Origin of the sequence: Candidatus Chordibacter forsetii (assembly GCF_964187505.1) — a bacterium.
Classification (GTDB): Bacteria; Verrucomicrobiota; Verrucomicrobiia; order Opitutales; family Seribacteraceae; genus Chordibacter; species Chordibacter forsetii.
This window is the reverse complement of record NZ_CAXLML010000094.1, coordinates 1-17,304: the sequence shown is the minus strand read 5'-3', so window position 1 is coordinate 17,304 and position 17,304 is coordinate 1. Positions and strand designations below refer to the sequence as shown.

The window sequence follows — 17,304 nt, the reverse complement described above, 5'->3', positions numbered from 1 at the left end:
GGTCTTTTAACTGTATAACTACCTTTCATTCCATTATACCAAGTTGTCAAAAAAAAACTTAAATTATCCTAATCAATGCCATTAGTATTATTAATTTTATGATTTTGTTGTATTTTTGCACTTAGTTAGATGCAATAATCTTGCGAAAAGCACAATTTAACTTATCCCTAGGGAATGTCTTTTTTATCTTCTGCACCGCATGTTCACCACCATCATAGTAGTTGGTTGGATCGTTTGGGTGGAAGTCTTGCTTTGATATGCGCAGTTCACTGTTTGTTAACTCCCATGCTTGTTGTTTGCCTGCCATTAATTGCTTCGACCTTTTGGGTAAATGAAAGTTTTCACTTATGGATGCTTGGATTGGTTGTCCCGCTCACTGCATTATCCATGTTTCTTGGTTGCCGGAAGCATCACGACCGCTTGATTATTGGGCTGGCAACAGTTGGCATATCCTTTCTCATTATTGGTGTGATCTGCGGATTTGTTCTTGGGCACAGTTGTCACACCCATTGCGGGGACCATCATTCAGTTCTTTCTTCCAGTTTTTTTCCACATGGGTGGGAGTCTTTTTTTACCACTTTGGGTGGTGGATTTCTTGTCTTTGCACACATCAGAAATTACCGATTGTGTAGAAAGACTAGTTGCGACCACTAGTATTGTTATCCCCTTTGGGTTATTGTTCTTTAGGTAACCTGCTTTAAGTCACCTAAATTATAACAGCTTCGGTTTTTACAAAGTTTATAAAGCCATCCATCAATTGCTAGAATTGGGGGAAACTTCCCTAGGGGACGATTCTTTTGAATGGGTTTCACTTTAAACGCCAAAGAATTATCCCTTTTGACCATCTGAAATCCACCCATGTGGAGGAGGGTTTACTTTACCATATTAAAAATGGAGCCACCTGTCAGGGTCGAACTGACGACATCCTCATTACAAGTGAGGCGCTCTACCAACTGAGCTAAGGTGGCGACCGATTTTTAAAATACTAAAAAAAAAGAAAAAATCAACAGGATAGTCGAGAATCTTTCTGGTTTATTTAAAATAGTTTAGGGTGAATGGACCGCAATTGAGTCATGCACAATTTCTTGAATGGACCGGTTTGGTGAAAGTTTGGCTCGTTTTGATACTTCATGTGCCGTCCTAATTAGCTGTGAGTTAATCAGTCGATTCACCTCTGCCCAGGATGTTTCTTCAATATCTTTGGTGTAGGCTAATCTCGGGTCAGCGGTGTTCAAGTGGGATTTTAAGAGACGCAACTTTGCCTTTTCAACATCCTTAGAAAAACGCAAAGATAACCATTTAGATATTTGGCCTAAACTCCAGTCTGTTGCAGGTTCTTCCCGTAGGGCAATCCATGGTTCTTGGCTCAACATGCGATCATGCATGGAAGTTCTTATTTCTAAAACTTCGAAGTAGAAGTCATTTACATCTGCTGGTTTACGATTGGAAGTCTGGTTGGAGCGGTTAATCGAACATCCTCCCATTAAAATAAGAATGATTAGGGCAAAAATCTTCATACAACTAACCAATTATCTCTTTTATCCCATGTCAAATTAAGGTGGGTCGTTTGTTAGCAAGTGTAATAACTTTTTTTTAAGAAAAATGTTTGTATTAATGCAAGTATGTATTTATACTAATTATAATCATTAATTGGAGGTTATTATGAAAATATTAAAATTGGTCTTGGTTATCATTATCTCAATCACCCCGTTTTCAGTAGGTTTTGGTCAATCTACATATGAACCTGATGAGTTTTATTCGTCACAAGGAGACAGTAACCTGAGGAGTGGAAGCGATTCATTGTCTGATTTGATAAGCAATCTTGATCGCTTCAGTCGTATAGAGGATAACGAAACAAAGAAAATCCTAAGAGGTAGCATTGCTCAGGTTTCATGGGCTAAAATGAATAATGTTCGAAGAAATGTGGATCAGGCTAATTTGAAATTGCATTACGCACTTAATGAAGAAAAAAATGAGTTAAGGTATATCTATAAGAAGAAAGCTCTAACCCGTGTAAATGAGCTCGCGGTAGCAAAAGCTTGGTGGGACAGTCCAACCTGTAAGAGACAAATACCTCGAAGGGATTGGTTTAATTTATCCGCTGAAGAGCGGGCAATGTATAGCCATAGATATATGCAATATCACAATCCTGAATTATTTGAGTCTATTAATGAGATGACATTAGATATTCCAGAGTCCGAATATGCAATGGCATGGAATATTCGACACCTGAGTAACCCGGGAGTGCCAAGTTGGAAAGAGGTTAAAAATTTTAAATCCAAAAATAACTTCCGAAAATCCTACTATTCTCACAAATTGGCGAAGGTTAATCCCAAAATTTTTATTTCTGAGGAAGAATTTGCCAATGCATGGGAGATTGCCCAAATCGGCATAAGTAATCCAGTTCGTTGGGATCAGGTTTTAGATTCCAGTAAGCAATCAAAATTCAGGAAAAATTATTTAGCACTGAGGGAAAAGCAATTGGACAGTTCGATTCTACCCCTTGGGCGTTCTAATGAAGAGAATACAGATATGGTGGCACTCGCATCTCTAACTACTAAGAAATAATCTGACCTTTTGTTAAACTACAGTACTTTAAAATTCCACCAGTTAGGCTTCACAGGTGAAGATTTTGTCTGGGCTAACCCACTTTTCCAGAAGTTCGAAACAAGTATGTTTCAACCTTTTTTCCGTATTTTCGCGATAGGCAATAATTCCACCTTTCGATTCCAAGTCTGAGGCAAATAACGGTTCCTCTGGGTAATGCTTTTCCATTTTTTTAAAGAAACCATGAGGCATACGAAAAGCTCCCAGACTGACCGAGTGAATGGTATGTTCAGAGAGGGTTGTAAAAATATTTTCAAAGAGCTTGGCATATCGATCCTTGAAACCTGTACAGTCGATCAGTGGGTCGATTCGTAAGCCAATTTTCCATCCCTGTTCTGCAAGTTGTAACATTGCCCGAATCCTGGCATCCACACTGGGTACACCATGTTCAAGTTGGGTACTAATTTCTTGGGGTGTAAAACTAAAGGCAACCACCGCCCGATCCAAGGGCTCCGTGTCGCGCAGTACCCGAGTTGCCACGCTCTTGGTCCTTAGTTCGATCCATGCATTGTCCAGTTTTTTAAAAAAAGGAAGGAAGTGATCGGCAAAGCCTGTGACAGACTCGAGAGCCAAACTATCACAATCATAGCCGGAAAAAAACCAGCTCGGTTCTTCGGGAGTTTTTGTCGCTCTTAGAATTTCCTCTTCAAAATCCTCAAAGTTTACAAACATGAGGTAGTGGGCGGAGGGATACATACCTTGCAAAAAACAATACCTACAATCGTAGAGGCAATTGAGGAGGTGTGAAAAATAGAAATTCCTGGTTCCACCCACACCATAGCTTGGAGGAATCGGGTGTATCAGTTTACCAGTTTGCTGGGCAAGGATGAGGGCAGGCTTTTTTTTCTGAAGCCGAAAACTTTGACCGGCCGGATTAAACACCTCTTTATAATGTTTGCAGGGAAGAACTGTTGCACGGGGAAACCTCGCCAAAATTTGCTGACTCCTTGGGTGATCTCGAATCCCGTCTTCCATATAAATTACTTCAATCATCTGAGTTGCCGGTTTGGTTCCATCCAATGTTTAATGTCCGAGATTACCTGAGCCCCATCCTTTGCGGATTGGGCAATAGACTCGATTTCTCCCAGGGATAATCCAAGGGCATTGGCCTGACGGACTAAGTCGTGCAATTGATGGGACCTGGTCGATGAAAAATGATGCATGCCAAGTACTTTCTCATAGGTATTCGATACCTCAGGCTCTTGTTGCATTTCAAGGCTGATTTTTTCCATTTGCTCAACGAAAAGGGCAATGCCCTTAAGATTCGGTTCTATCAACCCTGGGACATCCTTTGGCGAGAACTGTGATAGAGGGGAAGATGGATTGTCTGACACAACTTTGATAACCTGGGTTAGCTCACGAGTACTTGCACCAACTACCGCAGCATAAAAGGCATGGGCTTCCATATCGTATCCAAGTGCGGGTTCATAGGACGAACTCGGTTGAGAACAGGTTTTTAGGCAGGTCACCGGAAAATCGTGGTCATAAATTTGCGGGGGGTAAAAGCAGTTTTCGCTTAAGTCATCCTCGATCTTTCCGGCAATAAATGTTTGTCCTATTTCCAGGCTTCCGTGCCCGGCAATCCCCAGGTTCATCCATGCCTGATTAGGTGAAACATTTTTAGTTTTTAAGAAATTAACAGCTTGGCTTGTTTGCTCACGTCCCATTGCTGAGATGACTAATTTATGATTATCTTTTTGATAATATGGAAAGGGCTGACTGCTGACTTTTTGCAATTCATAAAATTCAATAATGGGCTGGGCTTCCCCAGGAAAGGCGATCACGAAGTTCATACTTAAGGTAGACAAGTCCGATTAGCCCGGAGTTCCAAATAATTTTTTTTGAGATCACCATACTTTTGGGCGGCTTCATACTTCTCTCTTTTGATTGATCCTTGCTCCAAAACCGAGCATTTCTCAATGATGACATCCAAGGCTTGTTTGCGTTGTTGATCGGTTAGGTCTGAGCGTTTGAGGATTTTCTCTAAGGCTTTAATTCGAAACCTGTCCATTCCCCAGGTTGTGGTAGAGAGTTGGTCAGAATGTCCTCCGTGTTTACGGACCAATTTTTCTTCCGTTAATCCGATGGGATGATCCAATAGTAAGCGTAACCAAAAGTCATAATCCTCACAGACTGGCAAAGATTCATCAAACCAGCCAACCGATTCAAAAACTGACCGGTGTAAAAGAACTGAGGACGGACATATTAAACAGTTTTTTAAACTTCGTTCCCACAATCTATTATTTGATTTGTCTAGGTATGCGGGTGGGATGACCTCGTTTCCTAGGCGTATCCATTTTTCAAGAGTGTGTACAGCGAGCGATTCTGGGTTTTGATCGATGTACTGGACTTGTCTTTCCAACTTTTTAGGTTCCCACTCGTCATCGGAGTCGAGCAGGGCAATCCATTCACCCCTGGCTTGCTGAATTCCCCAATTTCTCGCAGCGGAAACTCCTAAGTTCTTTTCTCTTCTCAGGCAGTGGACTTCTGGATTTTCGTGGAAATCAGAAAGGTCTGGGGAAGAAGATGAACCATCATCCACCACTAAAACCTCATCTGCCTGGGTCGTTTGCTTACTCACCGAACACAAGGCTCTTTTGAGTAAGTCTGGACGGTTGTAAACCGGGATGACTACAGAAATATTCAAAAGTATGCCATCCGTTTGATAGGCTTCCCGAATGTGGGAAGCTAGGGAATTAAAATACCTTAACTGTAACCTCAGCTCCTTCGAACCCCGGGGCACTGATGACTAACTTTCCTTCACCAGCTTCGTCGCCTTTGATCGGGATATTTACTGTCATATCACCTTCGGCAATGATGGCCTCAGGCATGATTACGGAATTAGGAATGTTAGTCTTTACATCGATAGGCAGACCGCCAGCAGGAGCTTGGTAATCAATTTTGAAAAGCAAGGTTGCGGTATCTCCGGATTGAATCTCCAATGAGTTTGGACTTACACCTAAGCGGCTTTCATCAACTCGGAAGTTTCCAAGATCAAGGGCACCGTGTGCTCCTCCAACCAATTTAACTGGATAATCAAGACCGGAGGGGAGGGCGGGAACAACAAAACGCAATTCATTTTCCGATAAGTAACGGGTAGTTGCATCCTGTTCGCCAACCTTGATCGTATCATATTTGGTAAGGCCTCTCCCTTGAACGGCAATTTCTGCACCTACGGGGCCTCGGTAGGAAGCAAGGTTGCCCACATAGCGGTTTTCCAGACGAAAGACTTGAAGGTCACTGGTTACACGCCGTTCAGAAACATTTCCATTGTCGAGTACGCTGGAATAGACCGCTTCAAAATAGTAGGTAGCTTCGTCAAATCCGGAAGGAAGTTTATAATCACAACTCCACAGCTCTTCATTAAGATCATCCTGTACCATGACCAATTTTTCTCCCCCAACCACGGCAAATACTTCAACCGTCTTGGTCTTGATCCCCCGGTCCTGGATTTCAAGTTCGGTCTGTAAGGTATAGATACCAGATGGATTTTGGCTGACATTCTTGGATGTCAGGTTGATGAAGTTAGGTTGGCGGCAACCTGAAATAAGCCACAAGCTTGCTGACAGAATGCTAAAAGTAATTAATTTGGAGACGAATTTCATGATCATATGAATCAAACGGGTGAAGATTTGGATACCTTGGTGTTAAACAAGGAAAGAGCTGGGCGCAAGAAACTAGCGCTCGGATTGTATTTCCATGTTCCATTTTGTTCCACGACCTGCGATTTTTGCGCATTCTATCAGGAAAAACCAAGCAAAAAGGGGATTGAATCTTATTTTCGTGGATTGGAGATGGAATTATCCCGGTTTCCTCCCGACCGTTCGATCTCTACTATATTTGTTGGCGGAGGAACCCCCGGGCTTCTTCAACCCGATGATTTGGATCGTTTTTGCAACCTGGTAAACTCTGCGGACCTGGAAAAAGATTATGAATGGTCCATCGAGCTGGCTCCCTCAGAAATTAATCCCGAAAAGCTCGATGTGTTGAAAGGACATGGGGTCAACCGTATATCAATGGGGGTACAGACCTTTAATCCGATTTTTATGGATGCCCTTGGACGTAAGCATCCTGTGGAGAAAATTTATCAGGCCTATCAATCGATTCGGGATGCGGGCTTTCAATCTGTAAATCTCGATCTGCTCTTTGGTGCTCCTGGTCAATCACTTAAGGATTGGGAGAGCGACCTTGCCCAGGCTCTGGAATTACAACCTGACCATTTATCAACCTACTGCCTTACCTTTGAGGAAGATACCGCGATGTTTCTTCGTTTATCCCAAGGCAAAGCTAAGATTGATCCCGAGCGCGAGGCAGAGTTCTATGAATTTGCCTGGAATTATTTACCTGCTCATGGTTATGAACAGTACGAAGTTTCTAACTACGCAAAAACGGGCCATGCCTGCCGTCACAACCTTCATACCTGGGGGATGCACGAATGGATCGGCTATGGTCCATCCGCCTGTACTCAGTATCAGGGGGCGAGAAGAAAAAATATCGCCAACCTTGAAAGCTGGGCAGAGGGGATGAAGGCCGGCAATCAACCAACCTACATGGAGGAAGAAACTTTGAAGCCGGAGGAATTCGCTCATGATGCCATCCTCTTTGGCTTACGAATGAACCAGGGAATATCGATTCCCACCATCGCCCAGCAGTTTGATTTATCCCAAAATCTATTTTCTGAAATTGGAAAGTTCCTGGATCGTCTCGTTGGTGAGGGCTTGGCAAGTAAGGAAGAGCCTTCGGACTACAGCCTAACAGGGAAGGGTAGAATTCTTTGCGATGCCATCGCCTGCGATCTGCCAGGTTTAACTACTTTCTAGTCCAGTGCTTTATCCAAATGTCCGCTTGCTTCGTCCAGTCCGCCCGGCCTGGCCCGTGTCAGCCAAAGTTGTTCGAATTCGCTGACCATGGCATTCTTGTCGGGGTGGTAATATTCCCGACCTTCAAGCATCGCTTTTCCACGCTCCAAGGAAAACCGGGTCATTTCCATCCCAAGTTGTAATTCTTTCCTGCTTGATGAAATTTTGCCGTGCGTATCAACCGCATCGATTTCTCTTTCGCATTCATTCAGGTGGGCGAGCCCGGCACCCATTTTTTCAATGCTTCCATGTTTCTTTAAGAATTCTCTAAACCTTTCCTCTTTGGATCCGAAAAGAAGAGTCCAATGCAGGCTGGAATTGGCCACATAGGAATCCATTGCATTATCCAGTTTGCCCAGTTTGAGAATCGAATGCCCCAAGCGTGCGCCTGGGCATTCATAGGCCCAGGCATCAATCGCTTCTGCCAGTTTTTCTTCAGGTAGAGATTGGCCCGACCAACTCCACTGAGCTGCCTGGAGAATCCCTGGATACATCGTCGGCCAGGGTTGGTGGTTTCCACCATCTCCCCAACTGGTCAGTAAAATCCCCTCCGCCCCATGTTTTTTTGCCTGTACGCAGGCGAGTTCGATATTCTTCTCGGCAATGGGCCAACGGCCAGTAAAACTTTTCCAGGTTGCAGTTCCTGGAGCTAGGCAAAACTTCAGCCCACATGCCGCCACCGCCCGTGCCTGTTCCTCATAGGGATGACTGGGTTCATACCCCCAGATGATAGGGGATGCATGCTTGTCCAAAAGACGAGCGTTTGCGGTATCCTCCAATAACACATCCGACCAAAATTGCATATGTTTGCCGTGCTTTTCAACCAGCTTACGGATACCTTCTAGATGCTCGAGGTATACCGATCCCTTGCCCATTTCCTCAACCCTTTTTCTGCTCCACCCCTGACCAAGTTCCCATGGTTCATCCAGTCCCACATTGAAGGATTTTGAGCTAAAGTTCGGAAGGTATTCCGCATAGAGGGAATCGATGAAGTCCAAACTTTTCTGGTTCGGTTTAAGAGTGGTTCCATGGTCTCTTTTGATGTACGGATCTTCGCGGACAAATCCATCCGGGCATTCCGCCATGTGTTTGTAGGCTGGGTGGCGCAACCAACGTTCAAAATGCCCGAAAGAATTAAGGTTAGGTACCAATTCAATAAATCGGTCCTTACAATAGCGATCAATCTCCTGAATCTCGGCAGGCGATAGGGGAGTTGCATTCCTCCATACTGTATTATGATCCTTAAATTTAAAGGTATGCTCGATATAAAGTTGCAACTCATTGTACCCCAAAAGGGCGAGCAGATCGACCAGGCGAAAAAGCTCCTGCATCGTGGGTACCTTGCACCGGCTAATATCGAGCATAAATCCACGCCTTCTGAGCACTGCTTGGTCCGTTATTTTGAGGCAGGGCAGGGTATTACCTGGTTCTTCAAACCTGAAAAGTTGCCAAATTTTTGAAAGGGCCCGGAATACACCATCTGCACGCCCGGCAAGAAGAGAGATTTTTCCCCCTCGCATCTCGATATCATATCCATCGGCCGGGATGTTCGCATCCTTATAAATTAGCAAGTTTGCCTGGCTCGTTGACTCCGGGATCTTGATTGCCAAGTCTTCCTTCCATACCCGTATTCCTTCGCCCAATTCTTTATCATCGCAATCAATCCACCAAGTGTGGGGAACCGGGAAAACTCCCTCCAATTTTATAATTTCCCGGGGAGTGGGAAAAAGGGCGGGCTTCATCATTTTATTTTCCTCGGCAGGAGGACTCCACAGCCCCAGGTAAGAAATACCGTAACCGGCCATGCCCATGCGGTATTGATTTGAATTCCCAGCTTTTCTCCCTCCACCTTTAATCCGCTCCACTGTGCTACCTGTTCATGGGATAAAAGATCGAAGTTCAAAAGGATTTGATAAAGGTCAGGCCGCAGGTAAGCCACCAGTGCAAAAGACAGGGCAAATCCAATGCACAATCCCTTGGCACTTGCCCGGGGAGTAAGTAGCGAGGCGAGGAACATGCCCAGCATCGGACCGGTGGTGTAAGAGATCATCCCAAAGGCGAGCACCACCACATTTACTTTGCCCCTCAACTGGTCAAGTTCCACTGCAAATCCGGCCAGTAAAATTCCCCAAATCAAAACGAGCATACGGGAAAGGAATAGATCTTTGGCATCCCCTCCTTGTTTATTACCCTTTCCGTCCCGTATAAGGGAAAGGGTGGTCTGGGAAAGGGCAGCCAGGATAGAATCCAGGCTGGATATGGCAGCGGCAAAGATTCCGGCGAGGATCAACCCGCGCAGCCCAGCCGGCAGTTCCGTAACTATCCAGACCGGAAACACATAATTTCCATCCTCGGAAAAGATTGCGGGCTCAGTGCCCGCCATCCGCATGGGTTCGTAGTATGCATACAGAGCGGTGCCCACAAAAAGCATCAGGGTGGTGAGTAAAAGTGCTGCCGAACTGGCGATCATGGCTTTGCGAGCATCGGAAGCATCCCGACAACAAAACATTCGCTGGGCATTTAATTGATCCACCCCAAAAGCACTAAGGTTCTGGAAGGGCACCGCAATAATCGCTACCCACAGGGTAAAACCGACTGCCGGATCGGTGGTCAGGTTAAGCAGGGTAAATTTACCCGCTTCTCCCGCCGTATCCACCATTTGAGTCCATCCGCCATCGAGATGCGAAATAATCCAGCCCAAAGAAAAAAGCCCGGCTCCGACGAAAAGAAAGAACTGCATTACATCCGTCCAGATAACGGTTCGCATCCCCCCCATCCAAGTCCATCCCACTGCAAACAGCCCGATGATCCATATACAATGTTCGAACTCGAGTGGAGTGACGACTTTCAGGGCAAGGGCCGCCACCAGTACTCTTACACTTTGGCCTAGAATTCCTCCGATTTGAAAAATGATCGTGGCCAAGCGTTTCGCCCCGATTCCCAGGCGGTTGCCCATAAAATCGTAGGGGCTGTAAATCTCCTTCTCATAAAATGCTTTGACGAAATAAATACCCACCAACACGCGGGCCACAATGGATCCCAGCCCCCATTGCAAATAAGTAAAATCTCCAGTTGCCGCATAGACCATCCCGGGTACCCCGATAAAAGTAACTCCGCTTATTTCTGTTGCGATTATAGAACCCGAAACCGCTGGCCAGGGGAGGGTACGACCTCCCAGGAAGAAGTCTTTAATGGTGGATTGCTTTCCCTTCAGGGCATGACCGACCCAAGTGGTCAGAGCGAGGTAACCCGCCACAACCAACCAATCGATCTGTGTGAAAAATTGATGATATTCCATCCGCCCGCCATCAAAGATAGCTTTGGGTGTTGTGGAAACGGAAAAGCGATTTCCGTGAATAAGTCCTTAGCTATGTGAATAACTCCTTACTGGCTCGGTTAAATGTGAATTGTTTTTTCTCGACCCATGGTTGTGCTGTCTTTCTTGATCTTTACATGTCTGTATCCCTTGGCACCCCGTTTAAACCTTCGGCAAAAAAAGTTCTTCTTTGTGGCTCGGGCGAGCTTGGCAAAGAGGTGGTCATCGAGTTGCAGCGCTATGGCGTGGAAGTCATCGCACTTGATGCCTACGAAAATGCCCCTGCCATGCAGGTGGCAGATCGTTCCCATGTGGTATCCATGCTCGATGGGCCCGCCCTACGATCAATCATTGAGCTTGAAAATCCCGACCTGGTGGTCCCCGAGGTCGAGGCCATCGCCACCGATGTTTTGGCCGAATTGGAGGCGGGAGGCACAACCACGATCATTCCTACTGCCCGGGCAACCCAGCTTACGATGAACCGCGAGGGTATCCGCCGGCTCGCCGGTGAGGAGCTTGGCCTGCAAACCTCTCCCTATCGTTTTGCAGAGACTGAGGAAGAGTTTACCCAGGCGGTCGCAGAGATTGGAATGCCCTGTGTGGTCAAACCCATCATGAGTTCCTCGGGCAAGGGCCAAAGCACCATAAAAAGTGCCGGGCAAATTACACAGGCCTGGGAATATGCCCAGGCGGGCGGACGTGCGGGCAAGGGCAAAGTGATTGTGGAAGGATTTGTGGATTTTGATTATGAAATCACCCTGCTCACGGTTCGTCATGCCGAGGGTACCTCCTTTTGCGATCCCATTGGCCATGTTCAGGTGGATGGAGATTACCGGGAGTCCTGGCAACCACACCCCATGTCCGATAGGGCCATTGCTGAGGCCCGTGAATATGCCCGGAAAATTACCGATTCTTTGGGTGGGTGGGGCGTATTTGGGGTGGAACTCTTTATCAAGGACGATCAGGTCATTTTTAGCGAGGTCTCCCCCCGTCCCCACGATACTGGCATGGTCACGATGATTTCCCAGGACCTTTCCCAGTTTGCCCTGCATGCCCGGGCCATTCTTGGTCTGCCCATCCCTGCCATCCGCCAGTTTGGACCCTCAGCATCCAGTGTCATCCTCGTTGAGGGAGAGTCGGATCATCCAAGCTTTGGCAATTTGGAGACCGTGCTTGCCCAGCCCGATGTACAGCTTCGCTTGTTTGGAAAGCCGGCAGTTTCCGGTCGGCGGCGCATGGGGGTTGCCCTGGCCCGAGGCGATTCATTGGAACATGCCCGGAGCAAGGCACAGTCTGCCAGTTCCTCCATTGAGGTATCTCTTTGATGAGCGAATTTCGGGAATTGATCGACCTGCTCGAGAAATTTCGGGACGATCGGGACTGGTCCCAATTTCACGACTCCAAAAACCTTGCCCTTGCTCTTTCCATCGAAGCGGCGGAATTAAATGAACTCTTTTTATGGAAAAAAGATGCCCAGTGTGAAGAGGTGGATAAACAGCGTCTAAAGGAAGAACTGGCTGATGTTTTTGCTTACGCCCTTATGCTTGCGGCCAGACATGGACTGGATGTTTCACAGATCGTCAAAGACAAGATCGACCTCAATGCCCAAAAATACCCGATTGAACAATCCCGTGGAAATTCGGCAAAATACAAAAAACCTTAATTTACCCTGGTATTTTCCTGGATAATTTTAAGGTTTTATTCATTTTTCTCCAAGGGGAGAAAGATTTGTCTTCAAAAAGCATAATAAGATAACTTATTGACTGCCTTCGTGTGTGCTAACACTATTATAGATGTGTGATTTCCTTCGTTCGTAAACCCCTTTTTTGCCTGAGCATTTGTTTTGCTCCTCTTTTGTCTGCCCAAATTGAGCACCAGGGGGTGGTAGGCGGCCCTTTTCATGGATACCTTGAGGATTCGGACGGACAGACCCGTGTACAAGTTGGCCCTGTTGCCGATTTTTCCGTGCCCAGCGGATTATCTGCCCGGGCCACGCAAAACCGTATTTCATCGGGGGGAAGTTCCCCACTTTCTGCCTCAATAATTCTTGATGATGGTACCTACACCGTCCTTGATCCATCTCAGGTCGAGTGGAGTTTTAGTAAGCCCCACCTAAGGGTTGACAATGGTTCCCTCCTTGCCGAGGTCATGCCCAAGCAAACATCCATCCGGGTGCGTGCCTCTGCCGAAGGGTTTGAGCAAAGCTTTACCATATTCATTCTTGCCGATGATGGACTTGTTGCCGAGGAGGCGGAGGCTAGGCTTCCCGAAGTTTTGCGCTCTGCTATTGAGTTGGAAGCTAAGGGTTGGAAGCAATCCGAATGGTTTGGTATATTTTACGATGCCCAAAATGGTTGGCTCTACCATGTGGACCATGGATGGTTGCATTCATCCCCCGGGGGTACAGATGCCGCCTGGTTTTGGAACGAAGAACAGGAGTGGTTCTGGACGGGTCCACAAATCTACCCCCACCTCTTTCGCAATCGCGATGCTGCCTGGCTTTATTTTTTCCGCCAGGCATTACCCCGCCAAGTTTTTTACAATTATAATTCCGAAAAACTGGAAGAAGTAACTGCCCCCTAATTGAGCATCCTATTTTATTTGAAACCCTATGAAAACCTCCATCTTTATTAGCCTACTTTCACTTTGTTTATTTAGCCTGTCCACGGCCGCACCCCCAGTTCCCTTTTCTGGAAAACTGGCGGTGGATGGGAAAAACTTTCATGGCAATGCCCGGTTTTCCTTTTCCATCGTGGATGGCCAGGGAGATGAGCACTGGAGACATTCTCAGGAACAGGGCTCAATGATTGAGAATGTTGTACTCAATGGCCGCTACCTTGTATTGCTTGGCGGGCAGGGCATGAAAGCCCTTCCGCCCCGTTTGTTCTTAGACCACGACCAACTCTTCCTTCGTGTACAGGTTGACCTGCAGGACGGGCAGGGCATACGCCTGCTCGAACCCGACCAGCGTATTACTTCCTCCCCCTATGCCTTGACTGCCGAACTCGCCCGCTTGGCCGAAAAAGCCTCTGTTGCCGACGCTGTATCCCCGGGATCGATTACTCAAGATATGCTCGCCGATGGAGTATTTGCCGATTTAAACCGTACAATTGAACTGAGCGACTTGCCTGCGGAAGTATTGCAGGGCTTAAGCCGCACCATCACCCTGAACGATCTTGGATTAGATGTGGTAGCCGAACTCAATTCCACCATTGATCACTCCCGCTTGTCTTTAGAAGTGCGTGAAGATTTAAACCGTACGATTGTAATCACCCGCGAGATGCTACCTCAGAATGTGCGGGATGATCTGAACCGCACCATTGGTGTCGCTCAGCTATCTGCCGAGGTAAATGAAAAGCTAAACCGCGACTTTACCATCCAACCCGGTTCCATTTCCAAATCCCTGCTAGGGCAGGATGTGCTCAGTGATCTCAACCGTACCGTTCAGCGCCACCACCTGTCCGAGGATTTGCGGGCCGAGCTCAACCGTACCATCCGCCTGCGTGACTTAGCCCCCGAAGTTATCTCCGACTTAAACGATTCCATTCAGTATGGATCCATCACTCTCGACCTACTTTCTTCTCAAGTTCGCAATGATCTTAATCGGACAATTACCAAGAGCATGCTTGCTGAGGATATCAAGAACGACCTAAACAGAACGATTACCCTGGCAATGTTGCCTCAGGAGGTAAGGGATGATCTGAATCGTACCATCGGGGGCGCCCAGCTTTCTAGCGAAGTTGCAGGAGCGTTGAAGCCCGTCATTTCGGGTAGTCCTGTCTCTATTCATGCTCATGCTGGAGAAGGTGCAACTCTACATGTACAAGCTAACGGTGGAAACTTATCTTACCAGTGGAAAAAGGAAGGAGTAAGCCTTGCGGGTGCAACTTCTCGCGTGCTCACTATTTCTGACCTCAATGCATCTCAGCACGAGGGGAATTACACTGTGGTAGTCAGCAATACATTTGGTTCCACCACCAGTTCGGTCGCCCAAATCGATGTGAATGGTAGCCTTACTGAAGGTTTGGTAGCTTGGTGGAAGTTTGATGAGACAGCCGGTGATGTTGCCTATGATTCAAGTGGAAATGGAAACGATGGAAATTTGACGAACGGCCCGACTTGGTCAGAGGGGAAAATTGGTGGAGCGTTGAGCTTTGATGGAACAAATGACATGGTTCGCACCAATCTTAGTGGTTCCTACAACGAAGATTTTACATGGTCTGCATGGATCAAAACAACAGACACGCAAGGAGGAGTTCTTGGGTTATCAGGAGATACTTGGGAAGTTGGTGGTGCATCATTTTACATTTATCAGGGCAGTCCAAAAGTTGATGTACATTCCGTTGGAGCCAAATTGGGAAATTTTAACTTAAGCTCAAATACTTGGACTCATTATCTATTAACTGTTAAGGATTCGGGTGGTACCGTAGATCCTGTTAGGATATTCGTTAATGGCCTCATCGAAATTGACTCAACTTTGAATTGGTTTACATACAATGGGCAAAATTTTAATCTGCGGATCGCTCATGTACCAACTCATGGTGAATATTACGAAGGCCTCATCGATGATGTGCGCATTTACGACCGTGTGTTGTCTACTGTTGAGGTGAGGGCGCTGTATGAGTTGGGCGAGGGACTGGAAGGCGATGGTGGTTCTGGTGCAGTGGTGAGTGGCGAGGTGCCCGATGGATCCATTAGTTTGAGTAAGTTGTCCAACGAGGTCCGTGCCGATTTGAACCGTACGATCACGCTGGGCGACTTAGCCCCGGAAGTCATCGCCGATTTAAACGATTCCATTCAGCAGGGTTCTATCACCCTCGACCTACTTTCTTCTCAAGTTCGCAATGACCTTAACCGTACCATCACCAAGTCGATGCTGAGTCAGGAGGTTAGGGATGATCTGAATCGTACCACCGGAGTCGCCCAGCTTTCGAGCGAAGTAGCAGGAGCGTTGAAGCCCGTCATTTTCGAAAGCCCTGCTTCCATTATATCCGTTGGGGGTGTAGGAGTAAAACTTGCCGTGGAAGCTAACGGTGGAAACTTATCTTACCAGTGGAAAAAGAATGGGCTGAATCTAGCGGGTGCAACCTTTCCCGTGCTTACCATTTCTGATCTCAATGCCACTCAGCACGAAGGAAATTACACCGTGGTGGTCAGCAATATATTTGGCTCAACTACCAGTTCCGTAGCCCAAATCGATGTCAACGGCAGCCTTACTGAAGGTTTGGTTGCTTGGTGGAAATTTGATGAAACAAACGGAACCATTGCAAATGATTCAAGTGGCAATGGAAATGAAGGAAATTTAACCAACGGCCCTACCTGGACGAGTGGTAAAATCGGAGGGGCATTAAGTTTTGACGGGGCGGATGATCGCGTAAAGATACCTCATACCATTCTCGATCAAAAATTAGCATTTACTGTATCTCTTTGGTTTAACATGAAAATGGGAAGCGATGGTTCATACCATGCCTTGATAACCGCGGCTAACTCTTCTAACGCAAATGCTTTTACTTTTGAAAAGCGCCCAGACCATAGTATTGCGATTAGAGACATGGGGGAAATTTCAATCTCTACAGCCAAAACATCAGATTTTTGGACTTCAACCTGGAGGCATGTCACGCTTGCTAAAAGTTCAGTAGGGATTGTAATTTATTTATCTGGAGAAGAACTTGATTCAAAAAATTACTCTACTGCTACAACTAGTGTAGATGCGAATGGTTTGTGGATAGGACCTGATCAAGATTCTGTAGGAGGAGGATGGCAAAGCGGACAGTCTGTGAAAGGTGAGTTAGATGACTATCGTATCTACGACCGTGCCCTGTCTGCATTTGAGGTAAAGGCATTGTATGAACTTGGAGATCAACCGGTTGGTAATGCAGTGACTGGTTCGGGCACGGTGATCAATGGTGAAGTAGGAGACGGGTCAGTAACGGCAAGCAAGCTCGCAAATAACACGATTACAACTGCCCAACTTAACGAACAAATCCTCAAGTATTTAAAGCCCGAGATTACTCTGGCCCCGCAGGCACCTGGGCTCATTTTTAACGGACAAACCATCACCTTGCACTCCCGTGCGGAGGGCAAATATTTAACTTATCAATGGTATAAAAATGGTCAGGCCTTAGCAGGTGCGAATAATAAACGCTACGTGATCGAGGACGTAAATGGTACCCTGCACGATGGAAATTATACCCTCGTGGTGAGTAATGATTTTGGATCGATTACTACTCAGCCCACCGAGCTTTTGGTGGATGGTACTCCGACAAGCCACTCCGTGGCCTCGATCAGTATGGATATGATTTTCTGCCCGCCCGGTACTTTTACTATGGGCAGTCCGACCAATGAAACTGGACGGGGGACCGATGAGACCCAGCATCTGGTTACCCTGAGTCATGGATTTTATCTCGGTAAATACGAGGTTACGCAAGCCCAATACCAGGCAGTAATGAATGGAAACTCCGCGGGTCTGAGTGCCGACCCGAGCCAGTTTAAGGGGAGCAATCGCCCGGTGGAAAAAGCCTC

Annotated in this window: 14 protein-coding genes and 1 tRNA gene; 7 read left to right on the top strand and 8 right to left on the bottom strand. The window is 46.6% G+C overall.

Features of this window, described 5'->3' with window-relative positions:
* The first annotated feature begins 174 nt into the window (after window positions 1-174).
* Window positions 175-654, top strand: coding sequence for a MerC domain-containing protein (locus ACKPQ4_RS04435; protein ID WP_407679998.1), 480 nt, complete (start codon window positions 175-177; stop codon window positions 652-654).
* A 238-nt stretch (window positions 655-892) separates the two neighbouring features.
* Here the strand turns inward: ACKPQ4_RS04435 and ACKPQ4_RS04430 are convergent.
* Window positions 893-968 (bottom strand) — tRNA-Thr (locus tag ACKPQ4_RS04430).
* 78 nt (window positions 969-1,046) lie between these two features.
* Entirely contained in the window at window positions 1,047-1,517 is a 471-nt protein-coding gene (locus tag ACKPQ4_RS04425; RefSeq protein ID WP_407679997.1) for a hypothetical protein, read from the bottom strand.
* A 145-nt stretch (window positions 1,518-1,662) separates the two neighbouring features.
* Between ACKPQ4_RS04425 and ACKPQ4_RS04420 the strand changes: the two genes are divergently transcribed.
* Complete coding sequence (locus ACKPQ4_RS04420) at window positions 1,663-2,568, top strand: hypothetical protein (RefSeq protein ID WP_407679996.1); 906 nt, start codon at window positions 1,663-1,665, stop codon at window positions 2,566-2,568.
* A gap of 42 nt (window positions 2,569-2,610) precedes the next feature.
* On the opposite strand, the gene ACKPQ4_RS04415 is transcribed toward ACKPQ4_RS04420, so the two are convergent.
* The 4 genes from ACKPQ4_RS04415 to ACKPQ4_RS04400 are packed head-to-tail and all read right to left on the bottom strand — an operon-like array spanning window position 2,611 to window position 6,212.
* Window positions 2,611-3,600: an SPL family radical SAM protein gene (locus ACKPQ4_RS04415; protein ID WP_407679995.1), complete on the bottom strand. Its 990-nt coding sequence runs from the start codon at window positions 3,598-3,600 to the stop codon at window positions 2,611-2,613.
* Entirely contained in the window at window positions 3,597-4,400 is an 804-nt protein-coding gene (locus tag ACKPQ4_RS04410; protein ID WP_407679994.1) for a hypothetical protein, read from the bottom strand. The genes ACKPQ4_RS04415 and ACKPQ4_RS04410 overlap by 4 nt, the downstream gene beginning before the upstream one ends.
* 2 nt (window positions 4,401-4,402) lie before the next feature.
* On the bottom strand, window positions 4,403-5,350 hold the full coding sequence (locus tag ACKPQ4_RS04405) for a glycosyltransferase family 2 protein (RefSeq protein WP_407679993.1): 948 nt from the start codon (window positions 5,348-5,350) through the stop codon (window positions 4,403-4,405).
* Complete coding sequence (locus ACKPQ4_RS04400) at window positions 5,304-6,212, bottom strand: IPT/TIG domain-containing protein (protein WP_407679992.1); 909 nt, start codon at window positions 6,210-6,212, stop codon at window positions 5,304-5,306. Before ACKPQ4_RS04400 ends, ACKPQ4_RS04405 begins: the two co-directional genes overlap by 47 nt.
* A gap of 6 nt (window positions 6,213-6,218) precedes the next feature.
* On the opposite strand from ACKPQ4_RS04400, the gene hemW reads away from it, so the two are divergent.
* Window positions 6,219-7,427, top strand: coding sequence for a radical SAM family heme chaperone HemW (hemW, locus tag ACKPQ4_RS04395; RefSeq protein WP_407679991.1), 1,209 nt, complete (start codon window positions 6,219-6,221; stop codon window positions 7,425-7,427).
* On the opposite strand, the gene ACKPQ4_RS04390 is transcribed toward hemW, so the two are convergent.
* The gene (locus tag ACKPQ4_RS04390) at window positions 7,424-9,322 is read right to left on the bottom strand and encodes a beta-N-acetylhexosaminidase (protein ID WP_407680000.1); all 1,899 of its coding nucleotides are present in this window, start codon (window positions 9,320-9,322) and stop codon (window positions 7,424-7,426) included. The genes hemW and ACKPQ4_RS04390 overlap by 4 nt on opposite strands.
* Window positions 9,208-10,764, bottom strand: a complete 1,557-nt coding sequence (locus tag ACKPQ4_RS04385; RefSeq protein WP_407679990.1) for a sodium:solute symporter family transporter — start codon at window positions 10,762-10,764, stop codon at window positions 9,208-9,210. Before ACKPQ4_RS04385 ends, ACKPQ4_RS04390 begins: the two co-directional genes overlap by 115 nt.
* A 155-nt stretch (window positions 10,765-10,919) precedes the next feature.
* Here ACKPQ4_RS04385 and purT point away from each other — a divergent pair, with 155 nt between their 5' ends.
* From purT to ACKPQ4_RS04365, 4 genes are all read left to right on the top strand, one after another.
* The gene (gene purT, locus ACKPQ4_RS04380) at window positions 10,920-12,107 is read left to right on the top strand and encodes a formate-dependent phosphoribosylglycinamide formyltransferase (RefSeq protein WP_407679999.1); all 1,188 of its coding nucleotides are present in this window, start codon (window positions 10,920-10,922) and stop codon (window positions 12,105-12,107) included.
* Window positions 12,107-12,445, top strand: a complete 339-nt coding sequence (locus ACKPQ4_RS04375; RefSeq protein WP_407679989.1) for a nucleotide pyrophosphohydrolase — start codon at window positions 12,107-12,109, stop codon at window positions 12,443-12,445. Before purT ends, ACKPQ4_RS04375 begins: the two co-directional genes overlap by 1 nt.
* A gap of 134 nt (window positions 12,446-12,579) precedes the next feature.
* On the top strand, window positions 12,580-13,365 hold the full coding sequence (locus ACKPQ4_RS04370; RefSeq protein WP_407679988.1) for a hypothetical protein: 786 nt from the start codon (window positions 12,580-12,582) through the stop codon (window positions 13,363-13,365).
* Between the two features lie 28 nt (window positions 13,366-13,393).
* Window positions 13,394-17,304, top strand: a 3,911-nt coding sequence (locus ACKPQ4_RS04365) for a LamG-like jellyroll fold domain-containing protein (RefSeq protein ID WP_407679987.1), incomplete at its 3' end; no start/stop codon positions are given.